This is a genomic window from Streptomyces sp. NPDC030798, assembly GCF_055572275.1.
Genome location: NZ_JBVIDR010000003.1, coordinates 1 through 19885, shown reverse-complemented (window position 1 = coordinate 19885; position 19885 = coordinate 1). Strand labels below are relative to the sequence as shown.

The 19885-nt window shown below is 69.9% G+C and carries 17 protein-coding genes; 10 read left to right on the top strand and 7 right to left on the bottom strand.

Translation table 11 applies throughout. The features are described from left to right. Nucleotides 1-114: 114 nt before the first annotated feature. Together ACZ404_RS08405 and ACZ404_RS08400 are read left to right on the top strand one after the other, a co-directional pair. Nucleotides 115-510 (top strand): hypothetical protein, encoded by a 396-nt coding sequence (locus ACZ404_RS08405; protein ID WP_468437249.1) that lies wholly within the window; start codon nucleotides 115-117, stop codon nucleotides 508-510. Nucleotides 511-635: 125 nt separating this feature from the next. After that, a complete protein-coding gene (locus tag ACZ404_RS08400; protein WP_468437247.1) occupies nucleotides 636-1820 on the top strand; it encodes a beta-ketoacyl-[acyl-carrier-protein] synthase family protein in 1185 nt (394 codons plus the stop codon). 30 nt (nucleotides 1821-1850) lie between these two features. On the opposite strand, the gene ACZ404_RS08395 is transcribed toward ACZ404_RS08400, so the two are convergent. Further along, nucleotides 1851-4043: a SpoIIE family protein phosphatase gene (locus tag ACZ404_RS08395; RefSeq protein ID WP_468437245.1), complete on the bottom strand. Its 2193-nt coding sequence runs from the start codon at nucleotides 4041-4043 to the stop codon at nucleotides 1851-1853. A gap of 230 nt (nucleotides 4044-4273) precedes the next feature. Beyond that, entirely contained in the window at nucleotides 4274-5158 is an 885-nt protein-coding gene (locus ACZ404_RS08390) for a winged helix-turn-helix transcriptional regulator (RefSeq protein WP_468437243.1), read from the bottom strand. A 52-nt stretch (nucleotides 5159-5210) separates the two neighbouring features. On the opposite strand from ACZ404_RS08390, the gene ACZ404_RS08385 reads away from it, so the two are divergent. From ACZ404_RS08385 to ACZ404_RS08360, 6 genes are all read left to right on the top strand, one after another. Continuing rightward, nucleotides 5211-6470 carry an MFS transporter gene (locus ACZ404_RS08385; RefSeq protein WP_468437241.1) on the top strand — a complete coding sequence of 420 codons (1260 nt, stop codon included), beginning with the start codon at nucleotides 5211-5213 and terminating at the stop codon, nucleotides 6468-6470. A gap of 224 nt (nucleotides 6471-6694) precedes the next feature. Then, complete coding sequence (locus ACZ404_RS08380; RefSeq protein ID WP_468437239.1) at nucleotides 6695-7744, top strand: sugar ABC transporter substrate-binding protein; 1050 nt, start codon at nucleotides 6695-6697, stop codon at nucleotides 7742-7744. Nucleotides 7745-7999: 255 nt separating this feature from the next. Then, nucleotides 8000-8317, top strand: a complete 318-nt coding sequence (locus ACZ404_RS08375; RefSeq protein WP_468437237.1) for a hypothetical protein — start codon at nucleotides 8000-8002, stop codon at nucleotides 8315-8317. A gap of 1 nt (nucleotide 8318) precedes the next feature. Next, nucleotides 8319-9293: a tyrosinase family protein gene (locus tag ACZ404_RS08370; RefSeq protein WP_468437235.1), complete on the top strand. Its 975-nt coding sequence runs from the start codon at nucleotides 8319-8321 to the stop codon at nucleotides 9291-9293. Nucleotides 9294-9571: 278 nt separating this feature from the next. Then, a complete protein-coding gene (locus tag ACZ404_RS08365) occupies nucleotides 9572-10813 on the top strand; it encodes a L,D-transpeptidase (RefSeq protein ID WP_468437233.1) in 1242 nt (413 codons plus the stop codon). Nucleotides 10814-10975: 162 nt separating this feature from the next. Next, the gene (locus ACZ404_RS08360) at nucleotides 10976-11536 is read left to right on the top strand and encodes a GNAT family N-acetyltransferase (protein WP_468437231.1); all 561 of its coding nucleotides are present in this window, start codon (nucleotides 10976-10978) and stop codon (nucleotides 11534-11536) included. A 12-nt stretch (nucleotides 11537-11548) separates the two neighbouring features. Here the strand turns inward: ACZ404_RS08360 and ACZ404_RS08355 are convergent, their stop codons facing one another. Genes ACZ404_RS08355 through ACZ404_RS08345 form a run of 3 tightly spaced genes read right to left on the bottom strand, consistent with a single transcriptional unit; the run spans nucleotide 11549 to nucleotide 13011 of the window. Continuing rightward, complete coding sequence (locus tag ACZ404_RS08355; RefSeq protein WP_468438124.1) at nucleotides 11549-12214, bottom strand: formylglycine-generating enzyme family protein; 666 nt, start codon at nucleotides 12212-12214, stop codon at nucleotides 11549-11551. A gap of 54 nt (nucleotides 12215-12268) precedes the next feature. Then, on the bottom strand, nucleotides 12269-12526 hold the full coding sequence (locus ACZ404_RS08350) for a helix-turn-helix domain-containing protein (protein ID WP_468437229.1): 258 nt from the start codon (nucleotides 12524-12526) through the stop codon (nucleotides 12269-12271). Beyond that, nucleotides 12526-13011, bottom strand: a complete 486-nt coding sequence (locus tag ACZ404_RS08345) for a DUF2975 domain-containing protein (protein WP_468437227.1) — start codon at nucleotides 13009-13011, stop codon at nucleotides 12526-12528. The genes ACZ404_RS08350 and ACZ404_RS08345 overlap by 1 nt, the downstream gene beginning before the upstream one ends. A 1345-nt stretch (nucleotides 13012-14356) precedes the next feature. Here ACZ404_RS08345 and ACZ404_RS08340 point away from each other — a divergent pair. Beyond that, nucleotides 14357-15643 carry an SGNH/GDSL hydrolase family protein gene (locus ACZ404_RS08340; RefSeq protein WP_468437225.1) on the top strand — a complete coding sequence of 429 codons (1287 nt, stop codon included), beginning with the start codon at nucleotides 14357-14359 and terminating at the stop codon, nucleotides 15641-15643. A 229-nt stretch (nucleotides 15644-15872) separates the two neighbouring features. Beyond that, nucleotides 15873-17612 (top strand): SpoIIE family protein phosphatase, encoded by a 1740-nt coding sequence (locus ACZ404_RS08335; RefSeq protein ID WP_468437223.1) that lies wholly within the window; start codon nucleotides 15873-15875, stop codon nucleotides 17610-17612. Between the two features lie 127 nt (nucleotides 17613-17739). On the opposite strand, the gene ACZ404_RS08330 is transcribed toward ACZ404_RS08335, so the two are convergent. Both ACZ404_RS08330 and ACZ404_RS08325 read right to left on the bottom strand, forming a co-directional pair. Then, the gene (locus ACZ404_RS08330) at nucleotides 17740-18660 is read right to left on the bottom strand and encodes a DMT family transporter (RefSeq protein WP_468437221.1); all 921 of its coding nucleotides are present in this window, start codon (nucleotides 18658-18660) and stop codon (nucleotides 17740-17742) included. 270 nt (nucleotides 18661-18930) lie between these two features. Next, nucleotides 18931-19719, bottom strand: coding sequence for a ferritin-like domain-containing protein (locus tag ACZ404_RS08325; RefSeq protein WP_468437219.1), 789 nt, complete (start codon nucleotides 19717-19719; stop codon nucleotides 18931-18933). Nucleotides 19720-19885: the final 166 nt, after the last annotated feature.

The following is a 19885-nucleotide window of genomic DNA, read 5'->3' as shown; positions in this document are numbered from 1 at the left end:
CGGCAACCGCTACCGGAGCACAATGATCACGACACCTCCGTTGTCGAAGCGGTGGTCGAAACAGAACCTGGAGTGGTTGAAGCAGGACCCACGGTGGTCGAAACGGAACCCGCCGTGGACGAAGCAACGCCAGTCGTCGTGGCCGAAGCACCGATCGGTGGTCACTCGAGGGTGCACGGCAGGGGCGGCCGTGGCCGTGCCTGCTGCGCCGATCGCGGTGCCGCCGGCCATCAGAATGCCGACGGTGGACGCCACGGCGAGACGCCTCGCGCCTGGTGCTCGCATGGTGGACACACCTTTCCTTCCATCGTCTCGCGCGACTCTCTCTCCTTCCGATACGCGAACGGCGCCCTTTTGGATTGGCGAGCCGCCCCGCGTTCGCCGAGAACAGCGGCCGAGACGATCACCATCGAGGTCATGATCGCGGTGCCGGTCTTCGTGCGCCCTTCCGCCCGTCGCCATCACCCTTCCACCGACTTTCACAACTGCCTTGTCGCGCTCATCTTCTGAAACAGCCCAAGAACGGTCGAATGCGAAGTAGAGTGCGATGGCCGCAAGTTGGCATCGGTCTGCCGATATGGGCAGGTTTCGACCACTTCGCGTCGTTCCATGGGTTGTGGAAGAAGGTGCGTACCATGGGCGCCTATCTCTGTCCTCCGGCCGTGGTGCACGGCGAACACGCCGTGGAGACAGCCCAGATCCTGGCGGAGGTACGAAGCCGTCATCCGCGGGCGCCCTGGCTCCCGCGCATGGACGGCATCGCCGCGAGCACGGGCATAGTCTCCCGCGGGTGGATGCTGCCGCTGGAGACGGCCGTCGCGCCCAGCAGCGGCAGCGGCCTGCGAACTCCGGGCCCCGGCCCGGCTCGTGAGGCACTCACCCGCGGCGGGTTCACCGACCGGGAGGTGGACCGCGTCATCGCCGTCCTGGAGGCGATACCGGCGCCGCAGACCGTCCAGGAGCGCACCGCTCCGGCTTGGGCGGCCGTGCAGGCGTACGGGGAGCGCGCAGCGCGTAGGGCTCTCCACATCGCCGGACTGGACTGCACCGACGTCGACTGTCTGATCACCAGTCACTCCACCACCCCGGCGCTGCCGGGGCTGGACCTGTCGCTGTTCAACCACCTTCCGCTGCGCCGCGGCGTGCTGCTGCTGCCGGCCACCCAGTGGGCCTGCATCGCCGGCACCCGGTCGCTGGCGCTGGCGGCCGATCTGGTCGCCGCGGACCCCGGCCGGGTGGTGCTGGTCGTGATATCCGAGGCGCTGAGCACCACCTACCAGCCCGCCGACGACACCCTGGAATCCCTGATCGTACGGCTGCTGTTCGCGGACACCGCCGTCGCCGCGGTGGTCACGGGCCGCCCCAGGACCGAGTCGGTCCTGCGGCTCGACGCTGCCTGGCACCAGACACTGCCCGGCACCGCGGACCTGCACCGGCTGGACACCCGGGCCGACGGCACGCATTTCGTGATGGACCGCCGCGGGCCGCGGGCCGTGCAGACGACGGTTGCCGCCATGTGGGAGTGGTTGCGCGTGCGCCACCAGGACGAGGGACAGGCGTGGCATCCCGATCTGCTGCTCGCGCATCCGGGCGGGACGCGGGTGCTGGAGTACATGGAGCAGACGATGCCCGAGGGGTGGCCGTCGGGACTTCTCGCCTACAGCCGGGACAGCTACACGACCGGCAACCGCGGCGGCGCCGCCGTGCTCGACATCCTGCGGCGCGCATGCGACGCCGGTCAGAAGACGGGCAGCCGCACCGTGCTGTACGCGGCCGCGCCCGGGCTGACCGCGACGGCGGTCGAGGGGGAGTGGCTGTAGCCGAAGCCCGCCCCTGGCCCCGCAGACGCGCTATGTCTCCAGTTCCGCCCAGACGGCCTTGCCGACCTCGGTCCAGCGCACGCCCCAGCGTGCGGTGAGCTTGTGCACGACATGCAGACCGCGCCCGCTGTCGTCGAGCAGTTCACCGCGGCGCAGGCGGGGGCGGCCATTGCCGGTGTCGGCGACCTCGCACGACAGGCGGCCGCCGGCCCTCACCAGCCGCACCGTGACGGGCCCGGTGCCGAACCGGACGGCATTGGTGACCAGTTCGCTGATCACCAGCAACGCACTCTCGCGGGCCTGGTCGCCGATGTCCCATCGCCGCAGCAGCGGGAGGGCGAGGGCGCGGCCGCGGGCGGCGGCGTCGTCGCGGGCGGGCAGCTGCCAGGTCGCGCTGTCCCGGCTGCTGCGTCCCGCCATCCGGGCGAGCAGCAGGGTGACGTCGTCGCGCAGGCGGCCCGGCGGGGCCAGGGCGGTGGCCACGCGGCGCGCGGCCTGCTGCAGGTCGTCCCAGGGATGCACCTCGCGCACGACCTCCGTCAGCCGGCGTATGCCGTCGTCGATCGGCGCCCCCGGATCCTCCACCAGGCCGTCGGTGTAGAGGGCGAGCAGCGAGCCGGGCGGCGCGGCGAAGTCGTACACGTCGAACGGATCGCGCACGGCGAACTCGGCTCCCAGGCCCGGATGAGGGGGCGCCATGATCGTCCTGGCGGATCCGTCGGGTTCGACGAGGACCGGGGGCAGATGGCCGGCGTTGGACATCACCACTCGGTGGTCGACCGGGTCGTAGACCGCGATGCAGCACGTCGAGCCCAGCGCGCTGTAGCCGGCCGCCAAGCCCGCGTCGGTGTCGTCCAGGAGCGTGACCGTCTCGTCCAGACGCTCCAGCACCTCCCCGGGGCCCAGCCCCGCCGACAGCAGCGCGCGGGCTTCCATGCTCAGCTGGCCCATGGCAGCAGCGGCTCCCAGGCCATGTCCCACCACGTCACCGACCACCAGCGCGGTGCGGTCACCCGGCAGCGGGAAGCTGTTCACCCAGTCGCCGCCGACCCCCGCGCTGTCGGGGGCGGTGGGCTGGTAGACGCTGGCGACCTCGATGGTCTCGCCGCCGGCCTGCGGCAGCAGCCGGCGCTGCAGCGCGAGGACTTGCGCGTGCTCACGCTGGTGCTGGCGGGCCAGGTCCACGTGCCGGGCGGTCTTGGCCACGAGTTCCTGCAGGTCGAGCAGCTCGCTGTCGCGGAAGACGCGCTCCGGCCGCCGCCAGACCTCCGTCACGCCCAGCACCATGGGCCCTGGCGCGTTGTCCGGTCCTTCGACGACCAGCGGTATGCAGGCCACACTCACCGGCCGGTCGCCGGGCACCAGAGCGCGCACCAGCTTCGGATCGCCGAGTGCCCGCTCGATCGCCTCACGGTCGGGAAGGACGATGGCCCGGGGCACGTCGTCGCGCGCGACCGCACCGGCCAGCAGCCGGCTCGCCTCGCGGGGAAGGTTGTCCCCGACCGTCAGGTATCCCTCGGGCCAGGCCCGGCCCGGCACCAGGGCCGCCCGCCGCAGCCGGATGCGCTCGTGGGCCTGCTCGGTGACGGCCTCTCCCGTCCATACGGCGAAATCGAGATCCACGGCGGCCACGTCCCCCCAGGCCAGCAGGGACTGCGCCAGGGACTGCGCGGTCTCGCCGATGTCCAGGGACATCCCGATCGCGGCCGCCGACGCGTACAGGTGCAGCCGCCTGGCCATGGCGATCAGGGAGACCGTCAGCCCCTCCTGGGGTGGCGCGGCCGGCAGGATGCTCATCGAGACCACCAGCTCGCTCCCGTCGTCCCGCCGCAGCCGCTGCACCCGTGCGACATGCGCCTCCCGGGTCTCGACGACCTGCCGCAACCGCTGCGTGACCGTCGGTACGTCCTCGGGCGGCAGAAGACCGGCGAAGGCGTCCCCCGGCGCGACACTCACCCCTTCGAAAGGAGGAGCGTCCAGATTCCAGCTGGTGATCCGCAACTCCCGGTCGAGGTTCACGGCACCCAGAATCTGCTCCTGACCACCGGTCTCCCGGCCCGAACCCCCTGGCCGACAGGCATGGCGGCCGCCCGGCGAAGCGGCGGAACCCGAGCCCGCCGAACCCGCGGACCCCGTCCTTCCCTCCCTGGGGATGTAATGCCCCAGTGCGCCGCTGACCATGTCGAACGGCGAAGCAGAGGAAGACGAGGGTGTGGGGTCCATTCAGCTCACTCAACCCGCTGACTCCGGCATGCGCCGGAAAACATTCCCGAGTCCATGCGATCAAGCCCGAGATCCCTTGCGCACACCTCCTGAATAACACAAATACCCAGCTCATCGAAGCGGGAAAAGCGAGTGAAGAAAGGCAGGCACACAGTGACGGCGCTGCGGGCGGTGATCACCTTCCTGCCCGGCAGGCGCGCTGAGGTCCGCACGGCGGGCCGATACGTCTGTCACGCCCCGGCCAGCGAGTCGACGAGCGCCAGGGCGTCGTCGACGGAACCCGCCGGGTCGTTGAGCGGGTACAGCGTGCCGCGCACCGTGCGGGACGAGTCAAGGACGAGGGTGAGCCGCTTGAGCCTGTCCACACCCGCTGCACGGAAGGTGGGGAGCCGCAGTGCCGCGGCCAGTTGCAGGTCGGCGTCGGACAGCAGCGGGAACGCGATGCGCTCGTGCTCCGCGAAGGCGGCGAGCTGGTCGGGGCGTTGGGTGCTGACTCCGTGCACTGCCACGTCGCGCTCCGCGAAGGCCGCCATCCGATCGCGATAGGTGCACGATTCGAGCGTGCAGCCGCGGGCGCCCGGGATCTCGCCCCAGCCCGGCGGGTAGTCGTGCCCGCCGGGCGCGTAGGCCCCGGGGAAGCAGTACAGGACCGTCCACGCCCGGTCCCTGGAGACCGGGTCGACCCGCACGCCGCCCGGGCCGGACAGCTCCAGCTCGGGGAGCCGTCGCCCGACCAGGCCGTGCACGCGTCGGGTCTCGGCGGAGTCGGTCTCACTGGTGGCCGAGAGGACGCCGTCGCCCATGACATGGCGGGCGCCCCAGTCCTGGAGGGCGACGAGCACGGGCAGCAGGCCGCGTCCGGCCGGCGTCAGGTGGTACTCGTAGCGGGGAGGGTGCGGGCTGTAGAGGCGCTTCTCCAGCACTCCGTCCGCGACCAGGGACTTCAGACGCTCCGTCAGCACCTTGCGGCTGATGCCGAGCCCGTCCCGGAGCGCGTCGAACTGGTGCGTCCCGCCCGCGACGTCGCGGATGAGCAGCAGCGTCCACGGGTCGCCGACCACCGTCAGCGCCTGCGCGATGGCGCAGTCCGGATCCCCGAGCTCTGTGTACCGCATGATCCATGAGTATAGTGAGTTCCCTAAAGAGACTCACTCGCAGGGGGTAGGCATGGCGACAGCGACGCAGGGGCGGGAAGAGAAGGAGAAGCAGCCGGACAGCCCGTCACGTGCGGCGACGTTCTGGCGCTACTGGGGAGCGTCCACGGTGAGCGGGATCGGCGACGCCGTGACCGCGGTGGCCCTTCCGTTGCTCGCCGTACTCGTCCTGCACGCCTCGGCCTTCGAGGTCAGCCTGGTCACGGCCGCCTCCTTCGCTTCGTGGCTCCTGATCGGCCTCCCGGCGGGAGTGCTGGTGCACCGTCTGCCGCTGCGCGGCACGCAGGTGGCCATGGACCTGATCCGGGCCGCTGCCGTGGCCTCGGTACCGATGGCTGCCGCGCTCGGCGTCCTGAGCCTGCCGCAGCTGATCGTCGTGGCGCTGGTGGTCGGCCTGGCGTCCGTCGTCTTCGACGTCGGCAACTCCACCTTCCTGCCCTCCATCGTCAGCAAGGAGGAGCTCACCGCCCGCAACAGCCTCACCTCGGGCACCCGGGCGGCAACCCAACTCGGCGGCCCGTCCCTCGGCGGTGTGCTGGTCCAACTGCTCGGCGCGGCGACGTCGATCGTGGTCGACGCAGTGAGCTACCTCCTCTCGGCCGCGCTCATGGGCAGCCTGCCGCGGGTTGCGCACCCCGCGCAGGAGGGCCCGCGCCGCGGCATGGGCGAGATGATCCGCGAGGGCTGGCGGTACGTCACCCGCCACCCTGTCATCGGCCCCTGCACGGTGGACGCGACCGCCGTCAACTTCGTCTGCGGCGGCCTCATGGCGCTCACCCCGGTCTTCCTGGTCCGCACCCTCGACGCGCCGCCCGCCCTCGTCGGGCTGCTCATCGCGACCGACGGCCTCGGCACCCTGATCGGTGCGGCGCTGACGCCCCGGATCGTCGCACGCCTGGGCAGCGGCCGGGCGCTGCGCTGGGCTGCGGTGGTCTCCCCGTGCTTCGCGGCGCTGATGCCACTGGCCGGCCACTCCCTCGCGCTCGCCCTGTTCGCCCTGGGCAATGGCGGCTTCGCCGGGGCCGTGGTGGTGACGAGCATCGTGACCCGCACGTACCGGCAGACCGCCACACCGCCGGAACTGCTGCCGCGCGTGATGGCGACGGTCCGCTTCGTCTCCTGGGGCGCGATCCCGTTCGGCGCGCTGGCCGCGGGAGGCGTCGCCACCCTGTGGGGCACCCGCGCCTCCCTCGCCCTCATGGCCGTACTTTCCGTGGTCAGCCCGGCGGTCCTCCTCGCCAGCCCGGTCCGCCGGATGCGCGAGCTCGCCTGAACGGGGGACGGGCGCGGTGCTCTCGCGCCCCTTCCAGGTTCTGCGCGCACCGAGCGTTGTCGCATCGCTACAGAGGGCCTCAGAAGCGGTCCGGGAACGTGTGCCGCCACCGGAACTCGAACCCCGTGCGCCTTGAGCGGTAAATTGTTCATTCTGGGCATTACGGCGAAAGCCGGCCTCGTCCTGGGATCCCGACGCGGAACTGGCGTGAGGAAAAGCCTGCGATGAAATTCACCACCGTCCTCTGCTCCATGGTCTCTGCAGTGTCGGCCCTCACGCTGCTCAGTGCCTGCGGTGGTGTAGGTACCGGCGCCACGTCGCTGGTCGGAGTCGACTACCCGCGCTCCGACACCGACTTCTGGAAGGCGTACATCAAGTACACCCCGCAGTACAACAAGGAGTACGGACTGGATCTCAAGAGCAGCCACTCGCAGAACGACACCGCGCAGCTCATCGCCAATGTGCAGGCGTTCATCAGCCAGGGCGTCCAGGGAATCGCGATGGCGCCGCAGGACACCGCCACCATCGCTCCGACGCTGACGGAGCTCGAGGCGAAGAAGATCCCGGTCGTCACGGTGGACACCCGCCCCGACAGCGGCAAGGTCTTCATAGTGGTGCGGGCCGACAACCGGGCCTTCGGTGAGAAGGCGTGCCAGTACCTGGGCACCAAGCTCGGCGGCAAGGGCAAGGTCGTGATGCTGGAGGGCGACCTGGCCTCGATCAACGGCCGCGACCGCACCGAGGGCTTCAACGACTGCATGAAGAAGCACTACCCCGGCATCAGGGTGTTCGGTGAGGCCACCTACTGGGACGGCGCCATTGCCGCACAGAAGCTGCAGACGGACCTGACCGCCCATCCGGACGTCAAGGGCATCTACCTGCAGTCCAGCTTGGCGCTCGCCGGCACCCGGCAGACGCTCAAAAAGGAGGGTCTGCTGGTCGGCCCGAAGGACAAGAAGCACGTGTACGTCGTCTCCAACGACGGCATCCCCCAGGAACTCAGGGACATCGCCGCCGGCAAGATCGACGCCACGGTCTCCCAGCCGGCCGATCTCTACGCCAAGTACGCCCTGTACTACCTGAAGGCCGCGATCGACGGGAAGACGTTCAAGCCCGGCAAGACCGACCACGACAGCACCATCCTGCGGGTCCGTCCCGGTCTACTCGAAGACCAGCTCTCCGCCCCGCTCGTCACCGCCGACGGGGGAACCTACGGCGGCGTGTCCAGCGTGAGGGCCGACGACAAGTCTCTCTGGGGCAACAACCTCGACTGACGCCCCCAAGATCAGGCGGAACCGTACTGCCTGTCCACGACACGTGACTGTGGCAGCGGCCGCCGGCTGCGGTGCGCGCATGGAACACCTGTTTGCCGTACTCGACGTGCGGCCGGCCCGGGACGCTCGGAGACTCGCAGAGAAATCCGCGCACCGCCGGCCCCGAACGTCTGCTGCTCAGGAAGGACTCCCGTGACTCCCGAGGAACTAGCTGCGGCTGCCGATCCCCCTACCCTGGGAAACTACCTGGCGGAGTTGCCCCAGCATCCGCATCATCACGGCCCCCTGACCAGCACCCGTCAGGACGAGTTCCAGGGGCACCACATCGTCATCAAGACGACCTACGAGGTCACGGTGGACGGTGCGCCGCTCACCGCTCCTCTCACGGTGTCGAACGACGGCCACGTCCACTGTCACGCCCTGCCCACCTACGAGTTCCTGTCCGCGCTGGACACCATCCGGGCGCTGATCGAGAACTTCCCCGACGACTTCGCGGGCGGCGGCAGCCGTGGCGGCGGCGACAACGGAGGCCACCCGGATCACCACCCGCACCACCATGAGGGGAGCGTCTGACATGGCCGTCGTACGCAAGAACATCCTCACCGCTCCTGCCGCTCGGGACGCCTACATCGAAGGTGTCCGGCGCCTCAAGCGGGAGGACTCGACGCTCAAGACCACCGCATTCGGTATTCCCGGTCCGCCCGCGCCCGTACGGACCTATGACCTCTTTGTCATCTGGCACTTCATGGCGATGATGGCGCCCGTCCCCCCGACCGGGGATTCCAACATCCGCAACGCGGCGCACCGGGGACCGGTCTTCCTGCCGTGGCACCGGTTCATGCTGACCCTCCTGGAGGCGCACCTCCAACGCGTCCTGAACGACTCCGGCTTCGGACTTCCGTATTGGGACTGGTCGATCGACGGATCGCTGCCCGCCCCGGAGACCGCGCTGATCTGGAAGCCGGACTTCATGGGCGGGCAGGGCAATCCGGTGTCCGACGGGCCGTTCGCCTTCAACGCCGGCGACGCGAACAGTTTCCGGGTCCGGCTGGAAGTGGGCCCGAGCGTCACCCTCCGCCAGACGGACAGGGGCTTGCGCCGCTCTTTCGGAAGCGATTCCCCCACACTCCCCAACGCCCTCGACGTCGGGGCCGCCTTCAACACGCTGCCGGCACCGTTCGGCGACCCGGACCTCGCCACCTACGACTTCGCTCCCTGGCTCTTCAACTCGCGCGGGTTCCGCAGCCGGCTCGAGGGCTTCACCGGAACGGGGCTCCACAATCAGGTGCACCGGTGGATCGGTGGAGACATGGCGCCGGCCTCGTCACCGAACGATCCGGTCTTCTTCCTGCATCACGCCAACGTGGACCGGCTGTGGGAAGGCTGGATGAACCGTCACGGGCGAACCTACCTGCCCACGATGTCGGAACCGGCGGACCTGCTGGGCCACCGGATCGACGACCCCCTGATCTCACCGTTGGGCGCGGGTGCCACTCCCCGGACGACACTGGACAGCTCCGCCCTGTACACCTACGACATCGTCCCCTGAAGGCGGGCCTCGTCGAAGAACATCGTTCATCCTTGAAGCGGCGGATCGGGTGCGGGGTGGCAGACCCGCGTCGTGGTCGAACACCAGTAGCTCCACCGGCCGTCCCGCTCGGCGTCGCAGTGCCGGATCAGGCGACGGTCCGGTCCCTCGACAGCAGGTGGCCTTCACCACAATTTGTCCATTTCCGGCCGATCGGTGCGTATAAGTGATTCAAGGGGTAGCTGCACTGCTCAGGCAACAGCTCCACAGATTCCGGCACCAAGGGCAGGGAGAAGCGTTTGATTACGGCGCGTAAACGACGCACCAAGCTGGCGGCTTCGGCCGGCGTACTCGGCGGCGTGCTCGCAGTTACGGCCCTCGCCGGTACCAGCAATGCCGCCACCGGCGGCAATGGCACGGCAAGCCCCTCGGCAACGCAGGCTCCGGCGGATCGCACGGCCACCCAGGACGCTTCCGACGCCCGAATACAGATCACGCCCCGGCCAGGCGCCCACAACGTCGCGATCAACGATCCCGTCGCGGTCACCGTCAGCAACGGCAAGCTCACCAAGGTGACCATGACCGCCGTCGCGACCGGTGCCGAGATTCCGGGTACCTTCTCCGCGGACGGCACGTCCTGGCAGCCGGACGGCCCGCTGGAGCGGGCCACCAAGTACCAGATCGCCGCAGAGGGTGAGGATGCCCAGGGCCGCTCCGCCACCGAGAATGCGACGATCACCACGGTCTCCCCGGCCAACGACTTCATCGGGCACCTCTCGCCCGAGAACGGGTCGACCGTGGGCGTGGGCATGCCGGTGACGGTCAACTTCGGCACGGCGATCAGGAACAAGGCCGCTGTGGAGTCGGAGATCCAGGTCAGCTCCAGCAGCGGCCAGCGGGTCGTCGGTCACTGGTTCAACGCCGGCCGTCTGGACTTCCGCCCCGAGAACTACTGGAAGCCCGGCTCGACGGTCACCGTCAGGCTGAACCTCCACGGCGTCCAGAAGACGGTTTCGTTCAAGATCGGCCGGAGCCAGATCAGCACGGTCGACGCCGAGACGAAGCAGATGACCGTGGTACGGGACGGCAAGATCCTCAAGACCATCCCGATCTCGTCCGGCAGCCCCGAGCATCCGACGTACAACGGTCAGATGGTCATCTCCGAGAAGTTCCGGCACATCCGCATGAACGGCGCGAGCGTCAATCTCACGGAGAAGGACGGCAAGCCCGCGTACAACATCGAGGCCGTGCCGCACGCCATGCGCCTGACCGACTCGGGCACGTTCATCCACGGCAACTTCTGGGGTGCCGACTCGGTCTTCGGCAACGCCAACACCAGCCACGGCTGCGTGGGCCTGAAGGACGTCCAGGGCGGCGGCGACGGCACTCAGCCCGCCGCGTGGTTCTTCGACAACTCGATGATCGGCGACGTGGTCATCGTCAAGAACTCCCAGGACAAGACGATGCTGGCCCCCGACAACGGCCTCAGTGACTGGAACATGCCGTGGAACCAGTGGGTCGCGGGCAGCGCGCTCCGCTGACGCGAGGTCGCGTTCCACACCTCCTGAACATGACATCCTCTCCGCCGGGCGGCGGCCGACACCATGTCGGCCGCCGCCTCGCGCGTGGCGCCGCTGAGAAAAACCATTGCGAGTGACTCGCGTCGGAGGTCTGATGGGTCGGCCACCGACCGGGGAGGGAACATGAGGCCGTCGCTGCCCACACCCTCGTTGCGCACGCCTCGTCTTCGACTGCGTGCCTTCGAGGACGCGGATGCGAACGACCTCTTCACACTGCACAGCAGCGCCCACATCCTTCGGTACTGGGACTCGCCACCCTGGAACGAACGCTCGCGCGCCGAGCAGTTCATCGCTGCTTGCCGGCGGATGGAACAGGAGGGCACCGGGGTACGGTGGGCCGTGGATCGTGTCTCCGACGGGGCGTTCATCGGCTGGTGCACCCTGAACCGTTGGAATCCGGACTTCCGCAGCGCGTCGCTCGGCTACTGCTACGACGATGCGGCGTGGGGCCACGGCTACGCCACCGAGGCCGCGCGCGCTCTGCTCGGGTGGGCGTTCGACACGCTGGACCTGAATCGCGTCCAGGCCGAGGCCGATACGCGCAATGTGGCTTCTGCCCGCGTGCTGGAGAAGCTCGGCTTCGTGCGTGAGGGGACGTTGCGGGAGGACTGCGTCGTCAACGGCGACGTCTCCGACTCGTGGGTCTACGGGCTGCTCAGGCGGGAGTGGCAGCCGTCGTCCTAGCCGGTTCCACCCTCAGGCCCGCAACGCCGGTGTGCGCGCGATGCGGAATCCGACGTCGTCGATACGGAAGGTCGGGTGGCTGCGACGGCGCACGGAGGCCCGGCAGCTCCAGTGCTCGTCGGCCCATCCGCCGCCGCGGAGTACGCGGTAGGTGCCATACACCTCGGCGTCGTAGATGTCCCAGCACCAGTCCCACACATTCCCCAGCATGTCGTGCAGGCCCCAGTCGTTGGGCTGCTTGATGCCCACGGGACGGATGTGCCCGTCCGAGTTGCCCTCGTACCAAGCGATCTCGTCAAGCCGGCCATGACGAGGGCCGGTGGTGCCCGCGCGGCATGCGTGCTCCCACTCGGCCTCGGTCGGCAGCCGGTACCCGTCGGCAGAGGCGTTCCATTCGACTGCCTCATCACCGGCACCGCCGGCATGGAGGTGATAGGCGGGCGTCAGCCCCTCACGGCGGGACAACGCGTTGCAGAACCGGACGGCGTCCCACCATGAAACGCCCTCAACCGGCAGCCGCTCGCCGCGGGCAGTGCTTGGCTGCCGACCGGTGACCTGTGCGTACAGCAACTGGGTGACCGGCACGGCTGCCATCCGGAACGGTGCGACCTCGACCGTCCAGCTCCTCTGCGTCCGTCGGTCCGACAGCGTCACCCGCCCCGGTGGGACGGCAACCATCTCGTTCTCTGCCCCCGCATCCACCGGACCACCCTACCGGCGCAACGCGCCGTGTCACGGGCCGGTGTTTTCGCATTCGCTCTCCTGGAGGTCGTCCGCTGCGGCGCTCTCGGGTTCCCAACGCAGCAGGTCGCCCGGTTGGCATGTGAGTACCTCGCAGAGTGCGGCGAGCGTGGTGAAGCGCACTGCCTTGGCGCGGCCGTTCTTGAGTACGGCCAGGTTGGCGGGTGTGATTCCGATGCGGTCGGCGAGTTCGCCCACGGACATCTTCCGCTTGGCCAGCATCACGTCGATGTCGACGGCGATCGGCATCAGATCACCTCGTTCAACTCGGCCTGCATGTGCGCCGCTTCGGCGTCGCGTGCGACGGCTTGGGCGAGCAGCATCCGCAGCAGGAGCACGATGAGCGCGACTCCCAGGATGGCCACGCCGATGCCGGCCATGATGAGGGTGACGCCGGGGTCGGCCCGCTGGCCGGGTGCGTTGAGGGCCGTGATCGCGAACCACGTGAGGGCGGCCGCCACGATCGCGCCGATCACCCCGTCCACGTAGCGGAAGGCGGCGTGGGAGAACACGGTTCCGCGTCGCACCATCGTCACCAGCCGCCCTACGCAGACCCCGGCGACCTGGACCGCCACCATGCCCAGGATCGTGCACACCCGCAGCGGCGTCAGCGGGAGCGACCCGTCCTCCGGGTCGGTGGCCAACGCCCACACCATCAAAACCTGTACGAACACGGTGCCGGCGAGCACCACCACGAGCACGGCGCGCAGCGCACCCACTGTCAGCCTTCCCATGACCCACCCTTCCATCGAATCGCGATGGGAATCTATCGAATTTCGATAGATGGGACAAGGCTTGGAACAGGCTCTGTCGAGGTCGAGAGGTCCGCCCGGAGCGGCGGGGCACGGCCGCCCTCGACTTCGTCGCCCGGCTCGGGGAGGAGTCCGAGGCGCCGTTGCGCGCGTCACCGGGGCGCCCCGGCGCCGAGCGGGCCGCGCTCGTGCGCCCGGGACGAGCATGCCCGGACCTCGTCCCCCGTCCGCCGTCCGCCGTTCTTCCTGTTTCCCACCGCCCGGACCTGCGTACTCAGGTACGTGCACAGACACAGACACAGACACAGACACAGGCACCGGGGATCGGGAGGTAGGCATGTCGGGACCACCTACTAGCGAGCGGCGGACGGTGTGGTCCGTCACCATCGCCACGGTGCAGGGAGGCCCGAGGCACATGTACCAGATCGACGCCGCCACGGCCGAGATCCTGGACAGTCGCACCGTCCCGTCGAGCTCCACCATCCCCAGCGAGCCGGCCGGCCTGTCCGCTTCCCCTTCCCAGAGCCCCGGATGAGGTGATTCGCCGTGGACGTCGTATCCGCTGTCCGCATCACATGGGGAACCATCCTCACCGTGGCTCCCGGCGCCGTGCTCCATCGCTGCCCTCGGACGCCGACGAGCACGGCCGCGGACACCGTGGTACGGGTGCTGGGCGGCCGCCACCTCGTACAGGGGGTCGCCACGGCTGCGGGAGTGATACCGGCCGGCTGTGGAGCCGTGCCGGACGCCCTGCACGCCGCCACGATGGCCGGCCTGGCGCTGCGCAGTAAACGGTGGCGGACGGCCGCGTGGATGGATTTCGCCGCCGCGGGCGCCTTCGCGGCGGGTGGAGCGTCCGCCCGGTCTTCCCGCCGGCCGAGTGGAAACGGCCGTCGACTGCTCGCTGCTTCACGGGCACGGCCGCCGCGCCTCTCGTGAGCGGCCGTTGCGTCACCCGCCGATGCCGCTCTGGCCGCGGAGCTGCTGGGCGCTGGGGTCGCCAAGTGTCGGGCATCAGCCGTGGTGGTACCGGTGTGGCGCGGATATGGCGGACGCATGCGGGAACCCGCCGTCCCGTCAGCGCCGACCCGCCGGAAGTGATCGGACGGGCGGGGTGCCAGGGTGGGCACGTGGTCCTCCCGTGCCCAGGGGCAGCCGAATCCGCGGTACGCAGGAGGCGCGGTTGACCAGACGGAGGAGATGGCTGCGAGGCCGGTCGAGCGGGAGCCGGCGCCGGGCAGGCGTCGCAGTCCTGTATGCACTCGGTCTCTCAGCACTGGCTCTGGGCGCGATATGGCCGGCGGTCCGCCTCACTCCGCTGCAGACCGTGTCCGTGGCCGGCCAGACCGTCGAGGTGGGTGCCGTCCCACCCGGCTGGAGCATGTCGGGCCCCGGCGAGCTCGATCTCTTCGGCCAGTCCCTGCCGACCAAGGCTGATTTCCCCGGACCGATACGTCCTCGCCTGAAACTGACGCACATCACGGAGAGCGATCAAGTAGCGCAGTTGCTGCGGTCCGGCAACCATCATCAGCTCAAGCTCACGGTGGGACACCAACTGGCAGGCGGATGGCTGGTCTACGGGCTGTGGGAGACGGCGGTGGCCGCCGGACTGACCGTGCTCGTGCTGCTGGCCTGGACGGGACTGCGCCGCCTGGCCCTGCGCCGCACGCTCGCCGTGCTGGCCTGCGGTGTCGCCCTGGCCCTCACCGCCAACGCCATCGGCTTCTATCTGCTGGCGGCACGGACCCCCCGGACGCTCCGCCATGTACGGTCCCTGTCCGACCTGGTGGGCCGCAGTCCTACAGCGGCGGTCCCGCAGGCCGAGGGACCGCCGCTGACCGACGTGACGGTCGTGGTCCTCGGTGACTCCACTGCCGCCGGCACCGGGAATCGGCCCCTCCGGAACCCGGACGCCCTCGACACGGCCTGCCACCGCAGCGCCGACTCCTACGCCCGCGTCCTCGCCCGCGCCGATCACCGGAAGGTGCTGAACCTTGCCTGCGCCGGGGCCACCGTCCGCGATGGCATCCTCGGAGTGCAGATTCTCGGCGACAGTGTGGCACCCCCACAGCTCGCCGAGGCCCAGCGAGCGACCCACGCCACTGCCGTGCTCGTCAGCGTCGGCGCCAATGACGTGCGCTGGGCAGACCTGGTCAAGCTCTGTGCCAGGGCACCATCCTGCGACGACAAGGCCTCGACCGCGTTCTTCCAGAAACGGCTCGGTCGCTTCACCCTCGACTACCGCACCCTCCTCACGCGCCTGGACCAACTGCCGCAGCACCCGAAGATCGTGATCAACCAGTACTACGACCCCTTCGGCCCCGACGTCTCGTGCCTGCGGGACGAAGGCCTCACCGCGCAGAAGGCACAGGTGCTGCGCGCCCGGCTGGCGGCGCTGAACGACGTCCTGCGGAAGGGAGCGAAGAGCCGGGGCTTCACGACGGTGCGACCGGACTTCACCGGCCACGGGCTGTGCAGCGACCAGCCCTATGTGCAGGGGCCGACCGACCGCGCCCCGCTGCATCCGACGGCCGCCGGGGAACTGGCCATCGCCGTCGCCGACCAGCACGCATTGCCGCGAGACGGTGCAGGCCACGCCGTCTCACCGCCGTGACCCTCCGAATGCCACCGGAGCGGGCTTCGTGTCCGAGGCTTGCCTCTGCACGGCGACCGAAGGAGCGCACGGGTGTCCAGCCCATGCGGCGGATGCGCAACCTGCACGGGTGCGGCCGGGTCGCTGGTCCTTCTGACAGCGGGGCATACGGGTAGAAGTCGTGGGCACCCCGTACGCACGCAGAAGCGGTGCCAAGCGTAAAGAGCGAGATCCTGAGGAAGGCGCCGAGATGGTGGGACGTGAGAGCACGCAGACCCGGCAGAAGCAGTCCGCGGCAGAGCCCTGCCCTCGTCTCACCGCGGCACTGGAGGCCATCGGGGCGCCGGCCTACGTCGTGGACGAGCAGGGCTACATCGTCGCCGTCAACAGCCGCACCCCTGACCTGCTGGGCCGCCGCGTCGACGAACTCGTGGGGCAGGACGCCCACAACCTTCTGCACCGCGGGCCGCAGGGCCAGCCGATGCCCGCGACACAGTGCGCCATGCGGCAAGCTTTCCACGCGGGGAGACCGGCACAGGGCGGCGACGCGTACTTCGCCCGTGGTGACGGCTCCCTGCTGCCCGTCTGCTGGATGATGACGCCCTACGACATCGGCGACCGACCCGCAGGCACGCTCGTCGTCTTCCACACTCGCCGGCACGAAGCGGAGACCGGACCGCGTCCGGAAGAGGCATCCGGGACGCTGACCGACTTCGAGCGACTTGCCCTGCTCGCCGAGACCACCACCCAGCTGACCTCCACCCTCGACGTCGAGGAGACGCTGCGCCGGCTGACGGCCCTGGTCCTGCCACGCCTGGCGGACTGGGCGATCATCGACCTGATCGTCGAGCACGACGAGGTGTGGCGCACCGCCGTGGTCCAGGCTGTCGGCAACACGCTGGTCCGCCACGAGGACCTTCAAGGGCCGATGCCGCCAGTGCCCGAGGAGTCCCTGATGCCGATGTCGAAGGCACTGCGCGGTGTCGCCCCCGCCCTGGCAGGCCCCGACACCTACCTGTGCGCCCCGGATTCCGGCATCACGGCCGAGCAGCACCTCCTGTTCGAGGCAACCGGCATTCGCTCCGCGGCCATGGCACCCCTGCGGAGCACCCGCGACGTCCTCGGAGTCCTGACCCTCGGCCGCGCCGACCACCCGGGCGATTTCACCGCTGCCGACCTGCCGCTGCTGGAGGACATCGCCCGACGCGCCGGCCTGGCCCTGGACAACGCCCGCCTCTACCAGCGCCAGCGCAAGATCGCCGAGACCATGCAGAACCATCTGCTGCCGCAGATGCCGCGCGTGCCCGGCCTGCAGATGACCGTCCGCTACCAGCCGGCCCCCGACGCCTCACAGGTCGGCGGCGACTGGTACGACGCCTTCACTCTGCCGGACGGCGCCACGGCGCTCGCCATCGGCGACGTCGTCGGCCACGACCTGGAGGCCGCCGCCGGCATGGCCCAGCTGCGCAACATGCTCCGCGCATACGCCTGGTCCCAGCAGAAACCCCCCAGTCGGATCGTCGAACGCCTGGATGAGGCGATCATGCCGATCACGGACGTTGCCATGGCCACCCTCGTCATCGCCCGGGTGGCCAAGACCGGTGACGGGCAGTGGCAGCTGTCCTGGACCAACGCGGGCCACCCCCCGCCGCTCCTGATCACCCGTGACGGGCTGGCCCACTACCTCACCGACGGCCACGGCATGCTGCTCGGCACCGGAGTCCATGCACCCCGCCCCGACGCCACCGTCCTCCTGCCCCCGGGTTGCACCCTCCTGCTGTACACCGACGGCCTCGTCGAAGCACCCGGCCACACCCTTGACGAGGGCTTGGACCGGCTGCGCCAACACGCGGCCGCCCTCGCCCACCGACCGCTGCCGTCCTTCATCGACCAACTCCTGCGCCGCGTCCACCCGCCCGGCCACGACGACGTCGCGCTCCTCGCCCTGCGGACACCCGGACGAGAGGGCAGCAGCCCAGACCCGTGCTGAGGGCGGCGACCGCCACCTGGACGTCGTCCCGCCGTGGATCTCCCGCAGGGTCGCGAGGTGCGGCTCGCTGCATGCCGTGATGAGCCGTTTCCTGGGCCGTGCCCGACCGTCGAGTGCCAGGGCGGCTTCACGGTGCGCCGCCGCGGGGCCCCGAGCCGGCGGCTTCCTCACGCCCCGACGCATCGGCGTCTTCTCGTCCACCGCCTTCACCGCTCAGCAGCGGGGAGCGCGACAGGACCATCACCGCTGTCGCCACGGCCGCGGCGGCCAGTACCGCCAGCAGGATGAACAGGCCGCCGCGGACCTCCTCATGGAAGATCAGCACTCCCCACAGGATGGCCACCACCGGGTCCGCCATGGTCAGGCCGGGCTGCGTGGCCAGGAGTCTGCCCGCGTTCATCGCCGACTGCAGGAGGAACATGGCGCCCGCACCCACGATGATCATCGCCCACAGCTGCCAGCTGGTGAACACGCTGAGCAGGCCGTGGGAAAAGCTGTCCGTCATCCCCTTCATCAGCGCTGCGGTCATTCCGAAGGCGCAGCCGGTGGTCGCACCCAGGACCGCGGCTCGTCGCGCCCCCGACGTACGGCGCCCCCACAGGACGCCGGCCGCGATCAGTGACAGGTTGGCGCCACAGCCGATCACCCACCCCCACCAGGCCACAGACGACGTCGTGCCGCTGTTCGGTCCCAGCGTGATGAGCAGCCCGGCCAGGCCCACCACCATGACCGCCGACGCTCCCCACTCACGTCGGCCCAGCCGGCTGCCGAAGAAGAAGCCGGAAAAGATCAGCGCCGCGGGCAGCTCCAGGATGAGAATCGGCTGCACCACGGAGAGCTGGCCATTGCCCAGGGCGACAGCCTGCAGCAGGAATCCCGCGATCACCGACGCGATCCCGCCGAACCACACCGGACGGTGCAGCAGGTGCAGGATCAGGCGAAGGCTCAGGTTCTCCTCCTCCGGCTCCTCACGGGCAGCCTTGCGCTGCAGCGCCGAGGCCAGGGCGTTGGCGACGGCTGCCAGCACAGCCAGCAGGGGGCTAAGCACAGCACCTGACAGAAGCCGGCAGCACCGGTCGGTGCAGCGGCCTGATCAACGAGACGGTAAGCACCCTGTCCCTGTAGCCGCATTCCGGCACATGACACCTCAAGCCCGGATGAAAGGTGCACCGACGGAGCGCAGGCTGCGGCTTCGCGGGCCCGGAGCGGGTGTGGTTCTGGCAACGGTGTGCTCGGCCCGACCGCGGAGCAGCCGCGCATCACCGCGCTCCGGCGCGCGCGTGTCCGGCCCGGCAAGGGCGGCGGGGCGGGGTGGGTCTTACATGAAATTGCGGGTGTGCAGTGCCGAGAGGGCCGCCGCTTCGTCGTCGGGGAAGCCCAGCCGTGACAGCCGGTGGCGTCGTCCTTCGTCCATGTCGCCCCTCAGCCGTTGCACGGCGCGCCGGCCACGCTCGATTCCTCCGGGTGTCCAGCAGCCCGCCGCAAGGATCACCAGGGCGTCGAACACGTCCTCGTTCAGTCCGGCAGTGTGGACCAGGAGATCGTGACGGCGTTCCACGGCGGCCCGGAGCCGGGCTCTCAGCCGGGGATCGACGGTACTGCGGTGCTCGAGGTGGCCCAGGCCGAAAGCGACGTGCCGCGCCTCGTCCCGGCGGACGAGTTGGCTGATCCGGCGGGTCACGGGATCGGGTGCGTGCCGCTCGAGGAACGCGAGGAGGTTCAGGAAGCTGCCCTCCCCGAGGACGGAGAGCAGAAAGGAGGCGATGGAAAAGTCAGGCTCGCTCCGCAAGGTCGCCAGCGAGGCTCGGCCACCCACCGAGGACGTCCCCATCCGGCCGCCCCTGAGCAGGGCCCGCCGGATGAAGACCTCCACGTGCCGGGCCTCGTCCGCGGCCTGAACGGCGAGGAGTTGCAGCACCTCACGGAAGTGCGGGTGGACCTGGGTGAGCAGCCGCCCGGGCACCACCAGGGCGGCCTGCTCGTTCTCCACCAGGTACGTCATCACCTGGACCACGGCGCCCTCGACGTCGTCGGGCAGGGTGAAGGGGGTGTCCCAGGGAATCGCGGTGTGCGGATTCCACTGGGCGGCGGTGGCCTGCCGGTACAACCGCGGGGCCAGGTCCGTCCAGGCCGTGTCCCGGGGGGGGGGGGGGGGGGGGGGGGGGTTCCCCCCCTCCCCCCCCCCCGGGGACCCAAAAGGTCAGGTTGGAACCCAAAGGGGGGGCCTTTCCCAGAACCCAAACCCCCCCCCCTTGGCCCCCCTTGTTGGATCC